Origin of the sequence: Variovorax paradoxus (assembly GCF_030815855.1) — a bacterium.
GTDB lineage: Bacteria > Pseudomonadota > Gammaproteobacteria > Burkholderiales > Burkholderiaceae_C > Variovorax > Variovorax paradoxus_M.
Genome location: NZ_JAUSXG010000001.1, coordinates 4,835,443 through 4,851,363 on the forward strand (window position 1 = coordinate 4,835,443; position 15,921 = coordinate 4,851,363).

The window sequence follows — 15,921 nt, forward strand, 5'->3', positions numbered from 1 at the left end:
GCGGAACCGGCTGCGCCGGGCCGTTGGTTTTGCCCCCTCAACGGGGTGGGCGCGGGTCAGCCCTTCTTGGCTTCGCCGATCAGGTAGTTGGTGACCTGAAGCGCCTTCGTCATGTTACCGGCGAGTTCGCCGTCCACATACCAGCGGCCGGCCACGGCCAGTGCCGGGACGCCGGCCACCTTGTAGGCTTCGGTCAGCTGCGTGGCGCGCTTCGCCTTGCTGGCCACGCTGAAGGAGGTGAAAACTTCCTTGAACTTGGCGCCGTCGAGGCCGTTGGCGGTTGCCCAGGCAATGATGTTGGCATCGCCGTTGACGTTCTGGCGCTGCTTGTGAATGGCGTTGAAAACCTTCGGCTGGAACTCGTCGACCTTGCCCATGGCTTCAAGCGCGTAGTACAGGCGCTGCTTGGCTTCGACGTCGTTGCCCACGAACGGCACCGGCACGCGGCGGAAAGCCACTTCCTTCGGCGCCGTCTTGAGCCAGGCTTCGAGCTGGGGCTCGAAATCGTTGCAATGCGGGCAGTTGTACGAGAAGAACTCGATCACCTCGACCTTGCCGCCGGTTGCGTCGACCGGCACGCGCTTGTCGAGCACCAGGTACTCGGTGCCGGCCTTGGGCGCGCGCGCCTGGGCGTGCGCCGTATTGCCGGCCAGCGAAATCAGACCGAGCGAGGTGGCGGCCAGCGAAAAGTCACGACGTTTCATTGAAAGAGTTCTCCTGTTGGGTACGGCAGACAGAGCCGGCGCGCCGCGCGGAGTTCCCGCATGCGGCATGACCAAGGCCATCTTGACGGCGGCCCATGCCACGCGCCGAAGCTTAAAGATTATTTCAGCGCTGGACGCGAACCAGCGCCGATTCGAGGCCGCCGCCGTCGAGCCGCTCTTTCAGGCGGTCGGCGTCGTCCTTCTTGTTGAACGGACCGGCGCGCACCCGGTAGACCGTGCGGCCCGCCTGCTCGCGCTCGGTGACCCGGGCTTCGACGCCCATGAGCGACAGCTTGGCGCGCTGGGCCTCGGCGTCGTCGGTGGTGCGGAAGGCGCCGGCCTGCACGAAGTACATGAACGGATCGGGACCCGAAGGCGCCGCGCTGTTGTTGCCGCTGCTCGGCGCGGCCGAAGCCGTGGTGGTGCTGCCGCTGTTGCCGCCGGCACGCGCACGGGCGAGATCGCCCAGCGGATCGTTCGACGGCGGCAGGGAGTTGGCTTCGGCCGGCACCGGCGCCGCGCGCGGGGGCTTGGGCGGAGCCACGACCACCGGGACCGGCGGCGCCGGCGGTGGTGTGCCCGGCGCCACGGCCGTGGTGTCGCCGCCGGCCGGAGCCACCGGGCCCGATGCGGCCGCAGGCGGCTTGGCAGGCGCGCCGGCCTTGCCCGCGAGCGGTGCATTCGGGTCCCAGTCGCGGTTCTTGCGGGCCTCCGCCTCGTCCTGCTCGGCGCCGCCGCGCTGGGTCTTGGTCACGAACGGAATCGGCACCTTGGTCACGTAGACCGCGATGCCCAGCGCGACCCCCAACCCCAGCACCAGGCCGATGATGAGGCCGATGACGATGTTGCCGCGTTGTCTGGTTGTCTTCTTCATGGTGATTTCACATCTTGCTCGGCGCACTGACGCCGAGAATCGCGAGGCCATTGTGCAGCACCTGCGCAGTGGCGGCGACGAGCGCGAGCCGCGCGAGCTTGACCGGCTCGTCATCGACCAGAATCCGCTCGGCGTCGTAGTAGCTGTGATAGCTGGCGGCGAGTTCGCGCAAATAGAAAGTCACGTCGTGCGGCGCGAAATCCTTCGCGGCGGCCGTCAGCATGGCGGGGTACTTGGCGAGCAGCAGCATCAGCGCCTGCGCGGCCGGGCTTTCGAGCGGCGACAGGTCGACGTTCTTGAGCGTGGCGGCGTCGCCGCCCCAGCCGGCCAGCACCGAGCAGATGCGCGCGTGGGCGTATTGCACGTAGTACACCGGGTTGTCGTTGTTCTTGGTCACGGCCAGGTCGACGTCGAAGGTGTATTCGGTGTCGGGCTTGCGGCTCAAAAGGAAGAAGCGCACGGCATCGGTGCTGGTCCATTCGATCAGGTCGCGCAAGGTGACGTAGCTGCCCGCGCGCTTGCTGATCTTGACCTCTTCGCCGCCCTTCATCACGCGCACCATGGTGTGGAGCACGTAGTCGGGGTAGCCCTCGGGAATGCCGACGCCCGCGGCCTGCAGGCCGGCGCGCACGCGCGCGATGGTGCCGTGGTGGTCGGTGCCCTGGATGTTGACCACCTTGTGGAAGCCGCGCTCCCACTTGGCGATGTGATACGCGACGTCGGGCACGAAGTACGTGTACGTACCGTCCTGCTTCTTCATCACGCGGTCCTTGTCGTCGCCGTAGTCGGTCGACCGGAGCCACAGGGCGCCGTCCTGCTCGTAGGTCTTGCCGGCCGCCACGAGCCTCTGCACCGCGGCCTCGACCCGGCCGCTGGTGTAGAGGCTGGACTCGAGGTAGTAGTTGTCGAAGCGCACGCGAAAGGCCTGCAGGTCGAGGTCTTGCTCGCGGCGCAGATAAGCCACGGCGAACTCGCGAATGGAATCGAGGTCGTCGATGTCGCCGCTCGCGGTGTATTCGCGCTCATGAGACTTGACGGTTTTCTTCTGCTTGAAGTCTTCGGCGATGTCGGCGATGTAGTCGCCGTTGTAGGCGGGCGCCTTTTCGCCGCTCGGCCATTCGGGATCGCCGGGCTTGAAGCCGCGGGCGCGCAGTTGCGTGCTGTTGGCCAGCGTCTGGATCTGCACGCCGGCGTCGTTGTAATAGAACTCGCGCCAGACGGTGTCGCCCTGCGAGGCGCGCAGGTTGCAGATGGCGTCGCCGAGCGCGGCCTGGCGGCCGTGGCCGACGTGCAGCGGACCGGTCGGGTTGGCGGAGACGAACTCGACCAGCACCTTTTCACCGGTGGCGGGCTGCCGGCCGAAAGCGTCGGCCGCATCCAGCACCTCGCGCACGATCTGCTGCTTGGCGGACGTCTTGAGGCGGATATTGAGAAAACCGGGGCCGGCGATCTCGATGGCTTCGACCCACTGGCCGAAAACGGGGGTGGCGAGCAGCGCGGCGCTGAGCTCTTCGGCCAGTTCGCGGGGCTTGCGGCCGAGCGGTTTGGCGAGCTGCATGGCGGCCGTGCTGGCGAAATCGCCATGGGCAGCCACCTTGGGCGACTCGAACGCGGCTTTGGAGCCGGCGCCGGGCGAGAGGGATTCGAGCGTGTTCGCGAGCGCCGCGAGCAGCTCCTGTTTGACCAATAGCATCTGCGGATTTTACCGGGGGCAAACCCGGGCGGCGACGGCGATGGTCATCGGATGGGTGTCTTCGGCCGTTAGGATGGTCGGCCCCGGGGCGGGGCACCCTGTCACACCTCAACCTTGCAAGGACATATCACCATGAAGAAGCTCCTTTCCCTGGTCGCCCTGGGCGCCTGTCTTTCCTTTGGCGCCGCACAGGCACAAGACAAGGCGCCGGCGCCTGTGGTCGTCGCTCCGGCGGCCACGCCCGCGACGCCGGCCACCCCCGCCATGCCGGCGGCCAAGGCCCCCACGGCCCAGCAAAGCAAGATGACGACCTGCAACAAGGACGCCGGCGACAAGAAGGGCGACGAGCGCAAGGCCTTCATGAAGAGCTGCCTGAGCGCCAAGCCCGCCATGACCGCCAAACAGACCCAGCAGGAAAAGATGAAGACCTGCAATGCCGACGACAAGGCCAAGACCCTGAAGGGCGACGCCCGCAAGGCCTTCATGAAGGAATGCCTCAGCGCGAAGGCCTGACCCTCCTTTTTTGAACAAGCCCCGCAGGCGCGTCGCGCCGGCGGGGCTTTTTCATGGGCGCTTCACTACTTCAGCACACCCAGCAGGTTGTTGAAATCGTCGGTCCAGGGGCGGGTGTTTGCCGGAAGCGCAATGGGCGAAGCCGCGGCGCGCAGGGGTTCGCGCGCCAGCACAGCCGGATCGCGCGCCACCAGCACCCAGTCGGTCGGGTCGAGCCACTTCGAATCTTTCGCGTCGTCGCTTACCAACACAGCGTGCAAGCCTTTCGCCTCGGCGATCCGCGCCACCACCGGTGCCAGCTCGAGATAGCGGTTTGTCACGTGAAAGGCCACGACGCCGCCCGGTTTCATGTGGCGCAGGTAGACGTCCATCGCCTCGGCCGTGAGCAGGTGCACCGGTACCGCGTCGCCCGAGAACGCGTCGACCGCGAGCAGGTCGAAGCCCTGCGGCGGCTCGCGCTCCAGCGCCAACCGCGCATCGCCGAGCACGCGCTCGATGCGCGCGGGGCTGTCGCGCAGAAAGGTGAATTCGCTGTCCGCCAACTCGAAGACCTGCGGATTGATCTCGTAGATGCGATAGATGTCGCCGCTGCGGCCATAGCTTGCGAGCGTGCCGGCGCCGAGGCCGATCAGCCCGACCCGACGCGGCCCGTCCGGCGCAGCGGCGATGGCCCGGCCGATGCCCGCGGTGGCGCCGTAGTAGGTCGTGGGTTCGCTTCGGCGCCGTGGATCGAGGAACTGCTCGCCATGCTTGATGGAACCGTGTGACAGCAGACGCGCGTTGTTTGCAGGGTTGGCGCGCCGCACGTCGAAGGTGATCAGCGCGCCGTAGAAGTTGCGCATCAGATGGCGTGCGTCGGCCCTGTCGCTGCGGATCTGCGCCACCAGGAAAAAGACGCAACAGGCCGCCAGTGCCACGCTGGAAACCCGCAGCCAAAGCCGGTGGCGCAGAACGGCCACCGCCGCGAGCGCCGTCAGGATCAGCCCGATGCCCAGCTCGTAATACGCCGGCAGCACGTGCGGCGCAACCAGCCCGACCATGGCACCGCCGATGGCACCACCGAGCGAAAGCATCAGGTAGAAGCGCGTGAGATAGCGCGGCGCCGGACGCAGCCTGGCGGTTTCCCCGTGCAGGAACATGCACAGCACGAACAAGCCGCCGACGTAGAGGGGCAGCCCCGTGCGTACAGCCGAGCCGACGTGGTGCTGCAGGCCGAAGGCGCACAGCACCAGCACAGCCGCCGCCAACGGCAGGAAGACGCCGCGCCGGTACCAGCGGTCGCTTTCGAAGCACAGCACGAAAGTGAACAGGTACAGCGACAGCGGCAAGATCCAGAGAAACGGAACCGCGGCAACGTTCTGGGTGATGTGGTTGGTCACGGCGAGCAACAACCACGACGCCAGGGCCGGCAACAGGAGCCAAAGCAGGCCGTCGGACCATCGCGGCGGTTTCGCGTGGTCGATGGCCCGGTCCGAGGCGGCTTGCGATGGCGACACTGCCTCCGGCCAGCGGTACGCCACGAGCAAGGTCGTGCCCGCGCAAAGCACCGCGAACGCGCCATAGCCCCACGACCATCCCTGCGCCTGCCGCAGCAGCGAGCTGCGCGGCTCGATCAGCACCGGATAACTCAGGAGCGACAGCAGCGAGGCCAGGTTCGACAGCGAGAAGTACCGGTACACCCGCGCGCTCCAGGGCGTGCGCGCCACCCACGACTGCACCAGTGGCCCGGTGGTCGACAGCAGAAAGTAAGGAAGGCCGATGGTCGCGAGCAGCAGGCCCAGGATCAGCCATGTCGGGTCTTCAGCGCCCGTGGGTTTCCAGCGCGCCGCAACCACGAGCGGCAGGAACGCCAGGCTCGCGAGCAGAAGGCCCACATGCAATGCCGCCTGCACCCGCACGCGAAGATGGCGCGTCACCCAGTCGGAATACGCATAGCCCGCGAGCAGCACGACCTGGAAGAACACCATGCAGATCGACCACACGGCGGCCGAGCCGCCGAACCAGGGCAGGATCTGCTTGGCGATCAGCGGCTGGACGAGAAACAGCAGGAACGCGCTGCTGAAGATGGTGCCGGCAAACAGGAGCTGGATGCCGGCGCGCTCCATGCCGGCCCTACTTGCCGAAGCCGCGCGCCAGGAACACGGCGACCAGCGGAATCAGCGCGATCAGGTGCGCCTGCACCATCACCAGCTTGCGCGTCTTGCGGATGTCGGCCTCGGCCGGCAGTGTGCCGTTGGCGCGCAGCGCCTTGCGCCAGCGAAAGTAGGTCAGCGTCGGGAAGATCGAGAGCACGCCGACGATGATGAACAGCCCGAGCTTCACGTGCAAGAGCGGATTGGTCCAGTACCAGGCCGTGCCTTTGATGCCCCACACCGTGCGTGCGATGCCGGTGGCCAGCACGGCAATGGCGGCCATGCCGTAGACCAGGTCGACCTTGGCGAGCCGCTCGACGACGGCGGCATTGAGCCACTGCACGCGGCACAGCGCCGCTTCGCTCGAAATGAACACGACCATCGTGAGGATGGCGAGCAGGTGCAGGTAGGCGAGGATGGCTTCCAGGGTCATCGAATGGCTTTCTTCTTCAAGGGAGTCAAATGCTTGCGCATTGTGCCGCCGCTCGCGTGCTTTAGCCCCTTCCGCCCCAGAATTCGGGGCGTCCGTATTGCTCCTTGAGGAAATCAAGCCACAGCCGCACCCGCAGCGGCAGGTGCTTGGTGCCCGTGAACACCGCATAGATGCCGTTGGGCGGCGCGGCGAATTCGTCGAGCAGCGGCACCAGCAGGCCGGCGTCGATCTCGGCCTCGACCTCCCAGGTGCTGCGCCACGCGATGCCGTGGCCGGCCAGGCACCAGTCGTGCAGCACCTGGCCGTCGGAACAATCGAGCGGGCCTTCGGGCCGCAGGTAGATCAATTCTTCGCCGCCCTCACCCTCTTCGGCGGGAAGGCCCGCGCCCGTCAGGGTGCGCGGAACGTGGAACGCCCAGCCGCGGGTCTGAGAGGCATCGCTCGACAGCGTGAGGCAGGCGAAACGCGACAACTCGCCCGGGTGCTTCGGCATGCCGTGGCGGCGCACGAATTCCGGCGTGGCGACGCAGCGGCGGCGGTTGTCGGCCAGCCGCACGCTCACCAGGGACGAGTCGGGCATGTCGCCCACGCGCACCGCGCAGTCGAAGCTTTCGCCGCGCACGTCGACCACGCGGTCGCTCAGGTTGAGCGAGATGGTGACCTCCGGATGCAGCGCATGAAAACGCGGCACCAGCGGCGCCACGTGGCGGCGGCCGAAGCCCGCCGGCGCCGTGACGCGCAAGTGGCCGCTGGCCTTGATGCCGCCGGCGCTCACGCTGGCCTCGGCGTTGGCGAACTCCGTCAGCAGGCGCTGGCAGTCTTCGAGGAAGGCGCTGCCCTCGTGCGTGAGCGTGATGCGCCGTGTGGTCCGCACCAGCAGCTTGACGCCCAGCCGCGCCTCGAGCGCATCGAGGCGCCGCCCCATGATCGCGGGCGCCACGCCCTCGGCCTTGGCCGCGGCCGTGAGACCGCCGCGGGTCGCCACCGAGACGAAAGATTCGAGTTGCTTCAGGCGGTCCATGGCGGCGGAACTATAGCCCGCGATGCCGCGAACGCCGCCTAGCGCCGCGAATCCGCGGAATGCGAATAGAGTTGCGCCCCGTCCATCGGCAGGTCGGCTTCCAGCACGCTGCCCGTCGCCGAATCGGTGAGCACGAGCTGCCGCGTGCCGGGCCGGAAGGCGACGTTGGTCACCGTGTTGCATCCCGCCGGGCCGCGGACCACGTGCGTGACCTCGCCGCGCGCGTTCAGCACAAAGGCCCCGCCCAGGCTGGCATGGGCCACGACCAGTCCGCCGTCGGCCGTGGCCGCCAGCCCGTCGGGGCCGCTGGTGCCGAAGAAGGTCTGCAGCGCGCCCACCTTGGAAAGGCTGCCGTCGGGCAGCAGCGGCGCGCGCCAGACTTGGTTGCCGCGGGTGACGGCAACAAGCAGCACCTTGCCGTCGGCACTCGTCGCCACGCCATTGGGGCTGGGCGCATTGGCCAGCAGCAGGTCGAGGCGGTCGTCGCTGGCATGCCAGCGGTAGACGCGGCCCGTCGGATCGTGCAGGCCGGTCTGGCCCTGGTCGGTGAAATAGAGCCTCCCGCCGAGGTCGAAGCCCAGGTCGTTCACCCCCTTGAAGGACTCGCTGTTGCGATGGCCGAGCACGGTCTCGATGCTCCCATCGGCCGGATCGAGCCGCAAGATGCCGCGCCGGTAGTCCGCGATCCAGAGGCCGCCGTCGGCGTGGATCGCGAGGCCGTTGGGCCAGCCGTCATACGCGGTCACCAGCTCCCATTCGAGCGACGCGGGCGCGATCCTGAAGATGCGTCCGTACGGGATGTCGGTGACGTACAGGTTTCCGGCCCGATCGAACACCGGCCCCTCGAGAAAACTGTCCATCATGTGGCCAGGCTTGTTGGCATCGACCCAATCGGTGCGGCGCGGCGTGCGAAACGCATCGGGCAGGCGCGTGAGCACGCGCGCTTCGATGACCTCGGGGGGTTGGAAACTCAGGTTCCACATGGCTGGGCGGTCTCCGGTGAGGTCACTCGGGCTGCACGCCTGCGGCCTTGATCACCTGCCCCCAGGTCTGCGTCTGGCTGTGCACGAGCTTGCCGAAGTCGGCTGACGGCAGCCCGCCGGGGCTGGCACCCTGCTCTGCAAACCGCTGCACGAGGTCCGGCGAGGCCAGCGCCTTCTTCACTTCGGCCTGCAGTTTGTCGACGATCGGCTGCGGCGTGCCCTTGGGCGCAGCGATGCCGAACCAGTTGGTGGCGGTGAACTCCTTCAAGCCCGCCTCCGCGCTGGTAGGTGCGTCGGGCAGCGCGGCGAGGCGCCGCGGCGACGTCACGAGCAAGGCTCGCACCCTGCCGCCCTTGACTTGCGGAATGGCCGTGGGTGCGGCAGTGACCAGCACGTCGACCTGCCCCGACACCACCCCCAGCATCGCTTCACCCGCGCCCTTGTAGGGGACATGGGTCAGCGCCAGCTTGCCGTTCTGCTTGAGCAGTTCGCCACCCAGGTGGGTGGAACTGCCGACGCCGCCCGAGCCGAAGGTCAGTTTGTCGGGGTTCTTGCGGGCAGCGCCAATCAATGCATCCAGGGATCTGTACGGCGAATTCGCCCCCACCACCAGCACGAGCGGCGCATCGACGATCGTCGTCACCGGGACCAGATCGGCAGGCTCCCACGGCAGCTTCCTGAAGAGGTGCGGCAGCATCGCGTAGGTGGTGTCGTTGATCAGGAAAGTGCCGCCGTCGGGCGCGGACTTGGCCACGAGGCTGGAACCGATCGTGCCGCTCGCGCCGGCCTTGTTCTCCACATAGAACGAGATGCCGGTCTGCTCGGTGAGTTTCTGCGCGATCTGGCGGGCAGCGTAGTCGGTGGTGCCGCCGGGAGCATAGGGGACCACCAGGCGCACCGGCTTGGCAGGCCATGCAGTGTCTGCCGCCAGGGCAGGGAGGCAGGCCGCGGTCGCGGCGCAGAGGAACAAAACGGGCAAGGCACGCCGCGACATGGAAGGCATGAATCAATCTCCGAGGGTGATGTTGTGTGTCTTGAACGCGGCGATCTCTTCTTCGCTGTAGCCCACCTCCCGCAGCAGCTCGCCGGTGTGCTCGCCGATGCGCGGCGGCTGCAGGCGGATGCCGGGGCGCTCGCCGTCGAGCGTGAAGGGCATCAGCGGCACCTTGGCCATGTGGCCGTCGTTCATGCGCACCGGCGCGAGGCCGCCGGTGGCGTTCAGGTGCGGATCGTCGAACAGGTCCTGCGGCTTGGTGATGGGCGCGAAGGGCAGCTCGTTCTGCTCGAACACCGCGCTGAGCTCGGCCGCGCTATAGCCAGCCAGATGCGAGCGCAGGATCGGCATCATCCAGTCGCGCGCCAGCACCCGGTCGTTGTTGGTCTTCAGGCGCGGATCGGCCAGCATTTCTTCCAGGCCGAAGGCCTTGCAGAAGATGGCCCACTGCTTGTCGCTCACGGCCGCGAGGAAGATCTGCTCGCCGTCCTTCACGGTGAACACGTCGTACACGGCCCAGGCCGAGATGCGGCTGGGCATCGGGTCGGCCGCCTTGCCGGTGGCGGCGAACTGCATCATGTGCTGCGCGACCAGGAACACGTTGTTCTCGAACAGCGCCGACTGCACCTCGCAGCCCTTGCCCGTGAGCTCGCGCTGGCGCAGCGCGGCCATCGCGCCGATGGCGCCGAACATGCCGCCCATGATGTCGTTCACACTGGTGCCCGCGCGCAGCGGGTCGCCCGCACGGCCCGTCATGTAGGCCAGGCCGCCCATCATCTGCACCACCTCGTCGAGCGCGGTGCGGTGGTCGTAGGGGCCGGGCAGGAAGCCCTTGTGGCTCACGTAGATGAGGCGCGGGTTGAGCTGCTTCAGGCCGCCGTAGTCGAGCCCCAGCTTCTTCATGGTGCCGGGCTTGAAGTTCTCGCTCACGATGTCGGCCGTGGCGACGAGGCGCAGCGCGGCCTCCACGCCCTCTCGTGTCTTGAGGTCGAGCGCGATGCTCTTCTTGTTGCGGTTGAAGGTCGGGAAGAAGCCCGAGCCGGAGCCCAGCAGGCGGCGCGTGCTGTCGCCCTCGATGGGCTCGACCTTGATCACCTCGGCACCGAGGTCCGCCAGCAGCAGGCCGCAGGTCGGGCCCATCACCATGTGCGTGAACTCGACGACACGGATGCCGGCATACGGCAGAGGACTTGGCAAAGCTTGGGATTCAGCCATGTGCGGTGGTTTCCTTTTGGACGAAGCCCTTGGGCAGGCCGGCCTCGGGCGTCATGCCGTAGACCGGTTCGCCGGGCAGGCCGGCCATGAGCGGCGCGCGCGCCGCAATGAGTTTTTGAATGTCGATGCCGGTACGAATGCCCATCGCCTCGAACATGAAGACCAAGTCTTCGGTGACCGCATTGCCCGAGGCGCCGGGCGCGTAGGGGCAGCCGCCGAGACCGCCGAGCGAGGCGTCGAAGGTGCGCACGCCCTCGTCCCACGCGGCCAGGCAGTTCGCAATGCCGAGGCCGCGCGTGTTGTGCATGTGGGCGGCGCCGGCGTGCTGGCCGAGTTCGGCGCGCAGCCGCTTGAAGAGGCGGCGCACCTGCGCGGGGTTGGCATAGCCCACGGTGTCGGACAGGCCGGCCTCTTCAGCGCCGGCTTCGATGCATTGCACGGCGAGGCGGATCACGTCGTCTTCCGGCACCAGGCCCTGCAGTGTGCAGCCGAAGGCGGTGGAGATGCCGGCTTCGAGCCTCACCTGCGGCGCGATGGCGCGGCGCAGCTCGGAGATGGCGCGCACCTCTTCGACCATCTCGGTCGGCGTCTTGCGCACGTTGGCGAGCGAATGCGCCACGCTGGCCGAGACCGGCATCGTGAGCTTGTGCACGCCGGCCTCGAGCGCGGCCTCTGCGCCCGTCCGGTTGGGCACCAGCGCCATCACGACGAGGCCCGGCAGCGTGACGGCATGGCGCACCACCTCGGCGGCGTCGGCCATTTGCGGCAGCAGCTTCGCGGGCACGAAGGAGGCGACCTCGATCTCGCGCACGCCGGCGGCGTAAAGCGCATCGATCCAGCGCAGCTTGTCGGCCGTGGGCATGGTCGCCTTGACCGACTGCAGGCCGTCGCGCGGGCCGACCTCGCTGATGAGGACGTCGGGGGGTGTCATGGGTTTCGTCTCCTTGTAGCGATCAGGCAATCGGGTGTGGGTAATCGGTCACTTGACAGTTCTATCTCACAGAACTAAATTCCATTAAACAGAATTAGACCGCCAATCGACTTTCACTGTCAAGTTGCCCCCATGCCCCGCAAAGCCCAGACCGAATCGGTTTCCGACCTCAATGCCGCCCCCGGCGGCGCCGCCGCGGTCGACCGCGCGCTGAGCCTGCTCTCGGCCTTCCAGCCCGGCGACGAGGCGCTGTCGCTGGCGCAGTTCGCCGAGCGCACGCAGCTCTACAAGAGCACGGTGCTGCGGCTTCTGGCTTCGCTCGAACATGCGCGGCTGATCCGCCGGCAGGACGACGGACGCTATGCATTGGGCGCGGAGATCGCGCGGCTGCACGGCCTCTATGCGGCGTCGCTCTCCCTCGACCGCATCGTGCCGCCGGTGCTGCGCACGCTGGCCGCGGCCACCGGCGAGAGCGCGGCGTACCACGTGCGGCAGGCGCAGGGCGACAGCTGGGTGCGGCTGTGCCAGTTCCGCGTCGATTCGTCGCATGTGGTGCGCGACCATGTGCGCGCGGGCGATCTGCTGCCGAACGACCGAGGCGCCGGTGCGCGCGTGCTGATCGCCTTCGGCCCGGAAGCCGAGCGCCCGCGCAGTGCCAAGGAGCGCAAGCTGTACGACACCATTCGCGCCCAGGGCTACTGCGCGCTGGTGGGCGACCGCACGGCCGAGCTGGCCGGCATTTCGGCGCCGGTGTTCCATGCCGACGGCAGCCTGGCCGCGGCGGTGACGCTGACCATGCCAGCGCACCGCTACGAAGAGCGCCACATCGAGCCGGTGTGCGCCTCCGCGCGCCAACTCAGCGGAATGATCTGAAAACGCGACGGATCAGGCGCAGAGGGCTCACGATTACCCTCATTTTTGTCACTGATAAATCACGCTTTCGGCTCTTACAGGCCAGCAAAGTATCGAATAAAGTCCCTGCATGGAACCACGGCGCAGCGCTGTTCTGACAGACACCGCCTTCTGTTCCGCCCACATTGAATCGTTCTCCAGGAGAAAAAACATGACTGCCCGCACCACCGCCCACGGACTCCAGGTTGCGACCGAACTTCACCGTTTCATCGAAGACAAGGTCCTGCCCGCCAGCGGCGTGGCCAGCGACGTCTTCTGGAAGGGCTTCGACGCCATCGTGAGCGACCTCGCTCCGAAGAACATTGCGCTCCTGGCCGAACGCGACCGCCTGCAGGCCGAGCTCGACGCCTGGCACAAGAAGAACCCCGGTCCCATCGCCGACATGCCGGCCTACCGCGCATTCCTCGAGAAGATCGGCTACCTGCTGCCGCAGCCCAAGGGCGCGAAGGCCACCACGGCCAACGTCGATTCCGAGCTCGCACTGCAGGCCGGCCCGCAGCTGGTGGTGCCCATCCTGAACGCGCGCTACGCACTCAACGCAGCCAATGCGCGCTGGGGTTCGCTGTACGACGCGCTCTACGGCACCGATGCCATTCCCGAAACCGATGGCGCAGAAAAGGGCAAGGGCTACAACCCGGTGCGCGGTGCCAAGGTGATCGCGTTCGCGCGCGAAGTGCTCGACCAGGCCGTGCCGCTCGAAAACGGTTCGCACAAGATGGCGACCGGCTACAGCGTGAAGGGCGGGCAGTTGCACATCGCACTGCAAAGCAGCAGCACCACGCTGCGCGACCCTGCTGCCTTCGTCGGCTACCAGGGCGATGCAGCGTCGCCCTCGTCGGTGCTGCTGAAGCACAACGGCATTCACCTGGACATCCGCATCGACCGCAGCACGCCCATCGGCAAGAGCGACGCGGCCGGCGTGAGCGACCTCGTGCTCGAAGCCGCGCTCTCGACCATTCTCGACCTCGAAGACTCGGTGGCCGTGGTCGATGCGGCCGACAAGGTGCTCGCGTATGCGAACTGGCTCGGCATCGTGCAAGGCACGCTCACCGAAGAAGTCGCCAAGGGCGGCAAGACCTTCACGCGCGGCCTCAACCCCGACCGCGAATACACCGGCGCCGACGGCCAGCCCGTGAAGCTGCATGGCCGCTCGCTCATGTTCTTGCGCAACGTCGGCCACCTGATGACCAACCCGGCCGTGCTCTACGCGGACGGCAAGGAAATTCCCGAAGGCATCCTCGATGCCGTGGTGACCACCACCATCGCCATGACCGACCTGAAGCGCAAGGGCAACTCGCGCACCGGCAGCATCTACATCGTCAAGCCGAAGATGCACGGCCCGGCCGAAGTGGCCTTTGCCAGCGAGCTGTTCGGCCGCGTCGAGCAATTGCTCGGGCTCCCCGCCAACACGGTGAAGCTCGGCATCATGGACGAGGAGCGCCGCACCAGCGTGAACCTCAAGGCCTGCATCGCCGAAGCCGCCGCGCGCGTGGCCTTCATCAACACCGGTTTTCTCGACCGCACCGGCGACGAGATGCACACCGCCATGCACGGCGGCCCGATGATCCGCAAGGGCGACATGAAGGCCAGCGCCTGGATCGGCGCCTACGAAAAGAACAACGTGCTGGTCGGCCTCTCGTGCGGCCTGCGCGGCAAGGCGCAGATCGGCAAGGGCATGTGGGCCATGCCCGACCTGATGGCCGCCATGCTCGAGCAGAAAATTGCGCACCCCAAGGCCGGCGCCAACACCGCCTGGGTGCCCTCGCCCACCGCCGCCACGCTGCATGCGCTGCACTACCACCAGGTGAGCGTCACGGCCGTGCAGCAGGAGCTCGAGAAGGTCGATGCCGACGCAGAGCGCGACAACATCCTGAACGCGCTGCTGCAAGTGCCGATCGCGGCCGCTGCCAACTGGACCGATGCCGAGAAGCAGCAGGAAATCGACAACAACGTGCAGGGCATCCTCGGCTACGTGGTGCGCTGGATCGACCAGGGCGTGGGCTGTTCCAAGGTGCCCGACATCCACAACGTGGGCCTGATGGAAGACCGCGCGACGCTGCGCATCTCGAGCCAGCACATCGCCAACTGGCTGCTGCACGGCGTGGTGACCAAGGCGCAGGTCGACGAGGCCTTCCAGCGCATGGCCAAGGTGGTCGACGAACAGAACGCGGGCGACCCCGTGTACCAGCCGATGGCCGGCAACTTCGCGACCTCGGCCGCCTACAAGGCTGCGCAAGACCTGGTATTCAAGGGCATCGAGCAGCCGAGCGGCTATACCGAGCCGCTGCTGCATGCGTGGCGCCTGAAGGTGAAGGCGGGGGCCTGAGGCGCCTGCGCTTTTTCGGCGGCGCGGCCCCGTGGCCGCGTCGGCCCAAGACTTCGGCCGTGCAAGTCAATCACGCCGGCGCGCCTCGCCGGTCGTCCTACAGCCGGCCGCGCGGCCCACCGACCACGCGGGCGTGTACCAAGGCTAGTTTGGGCATCGGTTGCTCCATCGAGCGATCGATTCACTCATTCCATCCAAGGAGATAAACATGACCCGTTCGATCAAGATGGCCATGGCCGCCATTGCCCTCACCAGCGCCGCAGGTTTCGCCATTGCACAGGGCAATCCGCCGACCACCAGCTCACCGAATCCGGCCACCGCTGCCGGCCAGCAGACGCAGCAGAACACCCCGATGGGCACCACAGGCACGCCCGCCACCAATCAAGGCACGATGTCGGGCTCGACCGGCGGCACCACGACGAACCAGGCCACAACGTCGCCCAGCACCAGCCAGGACATGAGCGCGCAGGGCGATACCCAGCGTTCGACTCGCGTGGCGCGTGCCGACCGTAACTGAACGCGCGATGTCGGTCGGCTCCGAGCGCCGTAGTCGCGGCTTCGCTTCCGGCATCGCTGTCGCGGCGCTCGCTTCACTGCTGATCGTGGCGCCGCCGGCGCATTCGTCGCCGGCGGTTTCCCGCGACACAGAAACCGTGGCCGGCTGGGTGCGCGCGACCGGCGACAACCAGGGCACGCCGTTCGCGATCGTCGACAAGAAAGCCGCCACGGTCCACATCTTCGATGCGGACGGCAAGCGGCGGGCGTCCTCGCCCATCCTGCTGGGCCTTGCGAAGGGCGACCACTCGGTGCCCGGCATCGGCGAGCGGCAGATGGCCGACATCCGCGACGACGAGCGCACCACGCCCGCGGGCCGGTTCGTGAGCGAGCCGGGCCGCAACCTTTCGGGTGAAGACATCGTCTGGGTCGACTACGACGCGGCCGTGTCGATGCACCGGGTTCGCGCGACCAACAAGGCCGAGCGCCGGCTGGAACGCCTGGCCACGCCAACCCCGGCGGACAACCGCATCTCCTATGGCTGCATCAACGTGCCTGCCGCGTTCTACGACGCGCATGTGAAGCCATCGTTCGGCACTGCGAAGGCCGTGATCTACGTGCTGCCGGAAACGCGGCCGGCCAGCACGCTGTTCGAAACTTCGACCGCACAAGCCCGGGCGCGTTGATCCTTGCGG

15 protein-coding genes are annotated in these 15,921 nt (G+C 67.5%); 5 read left to right on the plus strand and 10 right to left on the minus strand.

Features of this window, described 5'->3' with window-relative positions:
- Nucleotides 1–56: 56 nt before the first annotated feature.
- The 3 genes from QFZ42_RS23065 to argS all read right to left on the minus strand — a co-directional run bounded on the left by QFZ42_RS23065 (nucleotide 57) and on the right by argS (nucleotide 3,271).
- Nucleotides 57–704: a thiol:disulfide interchange protein DsbA/DsbL gene (locus tag QFZ42_RS23065; protein WP_307703195.1), complete on the minus strand. Its 648-nt coding sequence runs from the start codon at nucleotides 702–704 to the stop codon at nucleotides 57–59.
- A 124-nt stretch (nucleotides 705–828) separates the two neighbouring features.
- Nucleotides 829–1,578, minus strand: a complete 750-nt coding sequence (locus QFZ42_RS23070; RefSeq protein WP_307703196.1) for an SPOR domain-containing protein — start codon at nucleotides 1,576–1,578, stop codon at nucleotides 829–831.
- A gap of 7 nt (nucleotides 1,579–1,585) precedes the next feature.
- Nucleotides 1,586–3,271: an arginine--tRNA ligase gene (argS, locus tag QFZ42_RS23075; protein ID WP_307703197.1), complete on the minus strand. Its 1,686-nt coding sequence runs from the start codon at nucleotides 3,269–3,271 to the stop codon at nucleotides 1,586–1,588.
- Between the two features lie 132 nt (nucleotides 3,272–3,403).
- On the opposite strand from argS, the gene QFZ42_RS23080 reads away from it, so the two are divergent.
- Nucleotides 3,404–3,784 (plus strand): PsiF family protein, encoded by a 381-nt coding sequence (locus QFZ42_RS23080; protein WP_307703198.1) that lies wholly within the window; start codon nucleotides 3,404–3,406, stop codon nucleotides 3,782–3,784.
- Nucleotides 3,785–3,849: 65 nt separating this feature from the next.
- On the opposite strand, the gene QFZ42_RS23085 is transcribed toward QFZ42_RS23080, so the two are convergent.
- The 7 genes from QFZ42_RS23085 to QFZ42_RS23115 form a co-directional block, all read right to left on the minus strand.
- Nucleotides 3,850–5,889, minus strand: a complete 2,040-nt coding sequence (locus tag QFZ42_RS23085) for a fused MFS/spermidine synthase (RefSeq protein WP_307703199.1) — start codon at nucleotides 5,887–5,889, stop codon at nucleotides 3,850–3,852.
- Between the two features lie 7 nt (nucleotides 5,890–5,896).
- On the minus strand, nucleotides 5,897–6,349 hold the full coding sequence (locus QFZ42_RS23090) for a DUF2214 family protein (RefSeq protein WP_307703200.1): 453 nt from the start codon (nucleotides 6,347–6,349) through the stop codon (nucleotides 5,897–5,899).
- A gap of 61 nt (nucleotides 6,350–6,410) precedes the next feature.
- Nucleotides 6,411–7,370: a LysR family transcriptional regulator gene (locus QFZ42_RS23095; RefSeq protein ID WP_307703201.1), complete on the minus strand. Its 960-nt coding sequence runs from the start codon at nucleotides 7,368–7,370 to the stop codon at nucleotides 6,411–6,413.
- Nucleotides 7,371–7,408: 38 nt separating this feature from the next.
- On the minus strand, nucleotides 7,409–8,353 hold the full coding sequence (locus QFZ42_RS23100; RefSeq protein WP_307703202.1) for an SMP-30/gluconolactonase/LRE family protein: 945 nt from the start codon (nucleotides 8,351–8,353) through the stop codon (nucleotides 7,409–7,411).
- A gap of 22 nt (nucleotides 8,354–8,375) precedes the next feature.
- Nucleotides 8,376–9,356, minus strand: a complete 981-nt coding sequence (locus QFZ42_RS23105; RefSeq protein WP_307703203.1) for a Bug family tripartite tricarboxylate transporter substrate binding protein — start codon at nucleotides 9,354–9,356, stop codon at nucleotides 8,376–8,378.
- A gap of 3 nt (nucleotides 9,357–9,359) precedes the next feature.
- Nucleotides 9,360–10,562, minus strand: coding sequence for a CaiB/BaiF CoA transferase family protein (locus QFZ42_RS23110; RefSeq protein WP_307703204.1), 1,203 nt, complete (start codon nucleotides 10,560–10,562; stop codon nucleotides 9,360–9,362).
- The gene (locus QFZ42_RS23115) at nucleotides 10,555–11,493 is read right to left on the minus strand and encodes a hydroxymethylglutaryl-CoA lyase (protein WP_307703205.1); all 939 of its coding nucleotides are present in this window, start codon (nucleotides 11,491–11,493) and stop codon (nucleotides 10,555–10,557) included. Before QFZ42_RS23115 ends, QFZ42_RS23110 begins: the two co-directional genes overlap by 8 nt.
- 132 nt (nucleotides 11,494–11,625) lie before the next feature.
- On the opposite strand from QFZ42_RS23115, the gene QFZ42_RS23120 reads away from it, so the two are divergent.
- The 4 genes from QFZ42_RS23120 (at nucleotide 11,626) to QFZ42_RS23135 (ending at nucleotide 15,912) form a co-directional block, all read left to right on the plus strand.
- Nucleotides 11,626–12,366 (plus strand): IclR family transcriptional regulator, encoded by a 741-nt coding sequence (locus QFZ42_RS23120; protein ID WP_307703206.1) that lies wholly within the window; start codon nucleotides 11,626–11,628, stop codon nucleotides 12,364–12,366.
- A 190-nt stretch (nucleotides 12,367–12,556) separates the two neighbouring features.
- Complete coding sequence (locus tag QFZ42_RS23125) at nucleotides 12,557–14,731, plus strand: malate synthase G (RefSeq protein WP_307703207.1); 2,175 nt, start codon at nucleotides 12,557–12,559, stop codon at nucleotides 14,729–14,731.
- A 208-nt stretch (nucleotides 14,732–14,939) separates the two neighbouring features.
- Nucleotides 14,940–15,248 carry a proteophosphoglycan ppg4 gene (locus QFZ42_RS23130; RefSeq protein WP_307703208.1) on the plus strand — a complete coding sequence of 103 codons (309 nt, stop codon included), beginning with the start codon at nucleotides 14,940–14,942 and terminating at the stop codon, nucleotides 15,246–15,248.
- Nucleotides 15,249–15,255: 7 nt separating this feature from the next.
- The gene (locus QFZ42_RS23135) at nucleotides 15,256–15,912 is read left to right on the plus strand and encodes a L,D-transpeptidase (protein ID WP_307703209.1); all 657 of its coding nucleotides are present in this window, start codon (nucleotides 15,256–15,258) and stop codon (nucleotides 15,910–15,912) included.
- Nucleotides 15,913–15,921: the final 9 nt, after the last annotated feature.

Excerpts from the sequence above, each read along its gene's own strand:
- QFZ42_RS23125 (WP_307703207.1), top strand. The coding sequence starts at position 12,557 with ATGACTGCCCGCACCACCGCCCACGGACTCCAGGTTGCGACCGAACTT.
- QFZ42_RS23065 (WP_307703195.1), bottom strand. The coding sequence starts at position 704 with ATGAAACGTCGTGACTTTTCGCTGGCCGCCACCTCGCTCGGTCTGATT.
- QFZ42_RS23120 (WP_307703206.1), top strand. The coding sequence starts at position 11,626 with ATGCCCCGCAAAGCCCAGACCGAATCGGTTTCCGACCTCAATGCCGCC.
- QFZ42_RS23130 (WP_307703208.1), top strand. The coding sequence starts at position 14,940 with ATGACCCGTTCGATCAAGATGGCCATGGCCGCCATTGCCCTCACCAGC.
- QFZ42_RS23095 (WP_307703201.1), bottom strand. The coding sequence starts at position 7,370 with ATGGACCGCCTGAAGCAACTCGAATCTTTCGTCTCGGTGGCGACCCGC.
- QFZ42_RS23110 (WP_307703204.1), bottom strand. The coding sequence starts at position 10,562 with ATGGCTGAATCCCAAGCTTTGCCAAGTCCTCTGCCGTATGCCGGCATC.
- QFZ42_RS23105 (WP_307703203.1), bottom strand. The coding sequence starts at position 9,356 with ATGCCTTCCATGTCGCGGCGTGCCTTGCCCGTTTTGTTCCTCTGCGCC.
- QFZ42_RS23070 (WP_307703196.1), bottom strand. The coding sequence starts at position 1,578 with ATGAAGAAGACAACCAGACAACGCGGCAACATCGTCATCGGCCTCATC.
- QFZ42_RS23100 (WP_307703202.1), bottom strand. The coding sequence starts at position 8,353 with ATGTGGAACCTGAGTTTCCAACCCCCCGAGGTCATCGAAGCGCGCGTG.
- QFZ42_RS23135 (WP_307703209.1), top strand. The coding sequence starts at position 15,256 with ATGTCGGTCGGCTCCGAGCGCCGTAGTCGCGGCTTCGCTTCCGGCATC.
- argS (WP_307703197.1), bottom strand. The coding sequence starts at position 3,271 with ATGCTATTGGTCAAACAGGAGCTGCTCGCGGCGCTCGCGAACACGCTC.
- QFZ42_RS23085 (WP_307703199.1), bottom strand. The coding sequence starts at position 5,889 with ATGGAGCGCGCCGGCATCCAGCTCCTGTTTGCCGGCACCATCTTCAGC.
- QFZ42_RS23115 (WP_307703205.1), bottom strand. The coding sequence starts at position 11,493 with ATGACACCCCCCGACGTCCTCATCAGCGAGGTCGGCCCGCGCGACGGC.
- QFZ42_RS23080 (WP_307703198.1), top strand. The coding sequence starts at position 3,404 with ATGAAGAAGCTCCTTTCCCTGGTCGCCCTGGGCGCCTGTCTTTCCTTT.
- QFZ42_RS23090 (WP_307703200.1), bottom strand. The coding sequence starts at position 6,349 with ATGACCCTGGAAGCCATCCTCGCCTACCTGCACCTGCTCGCCATCCTC.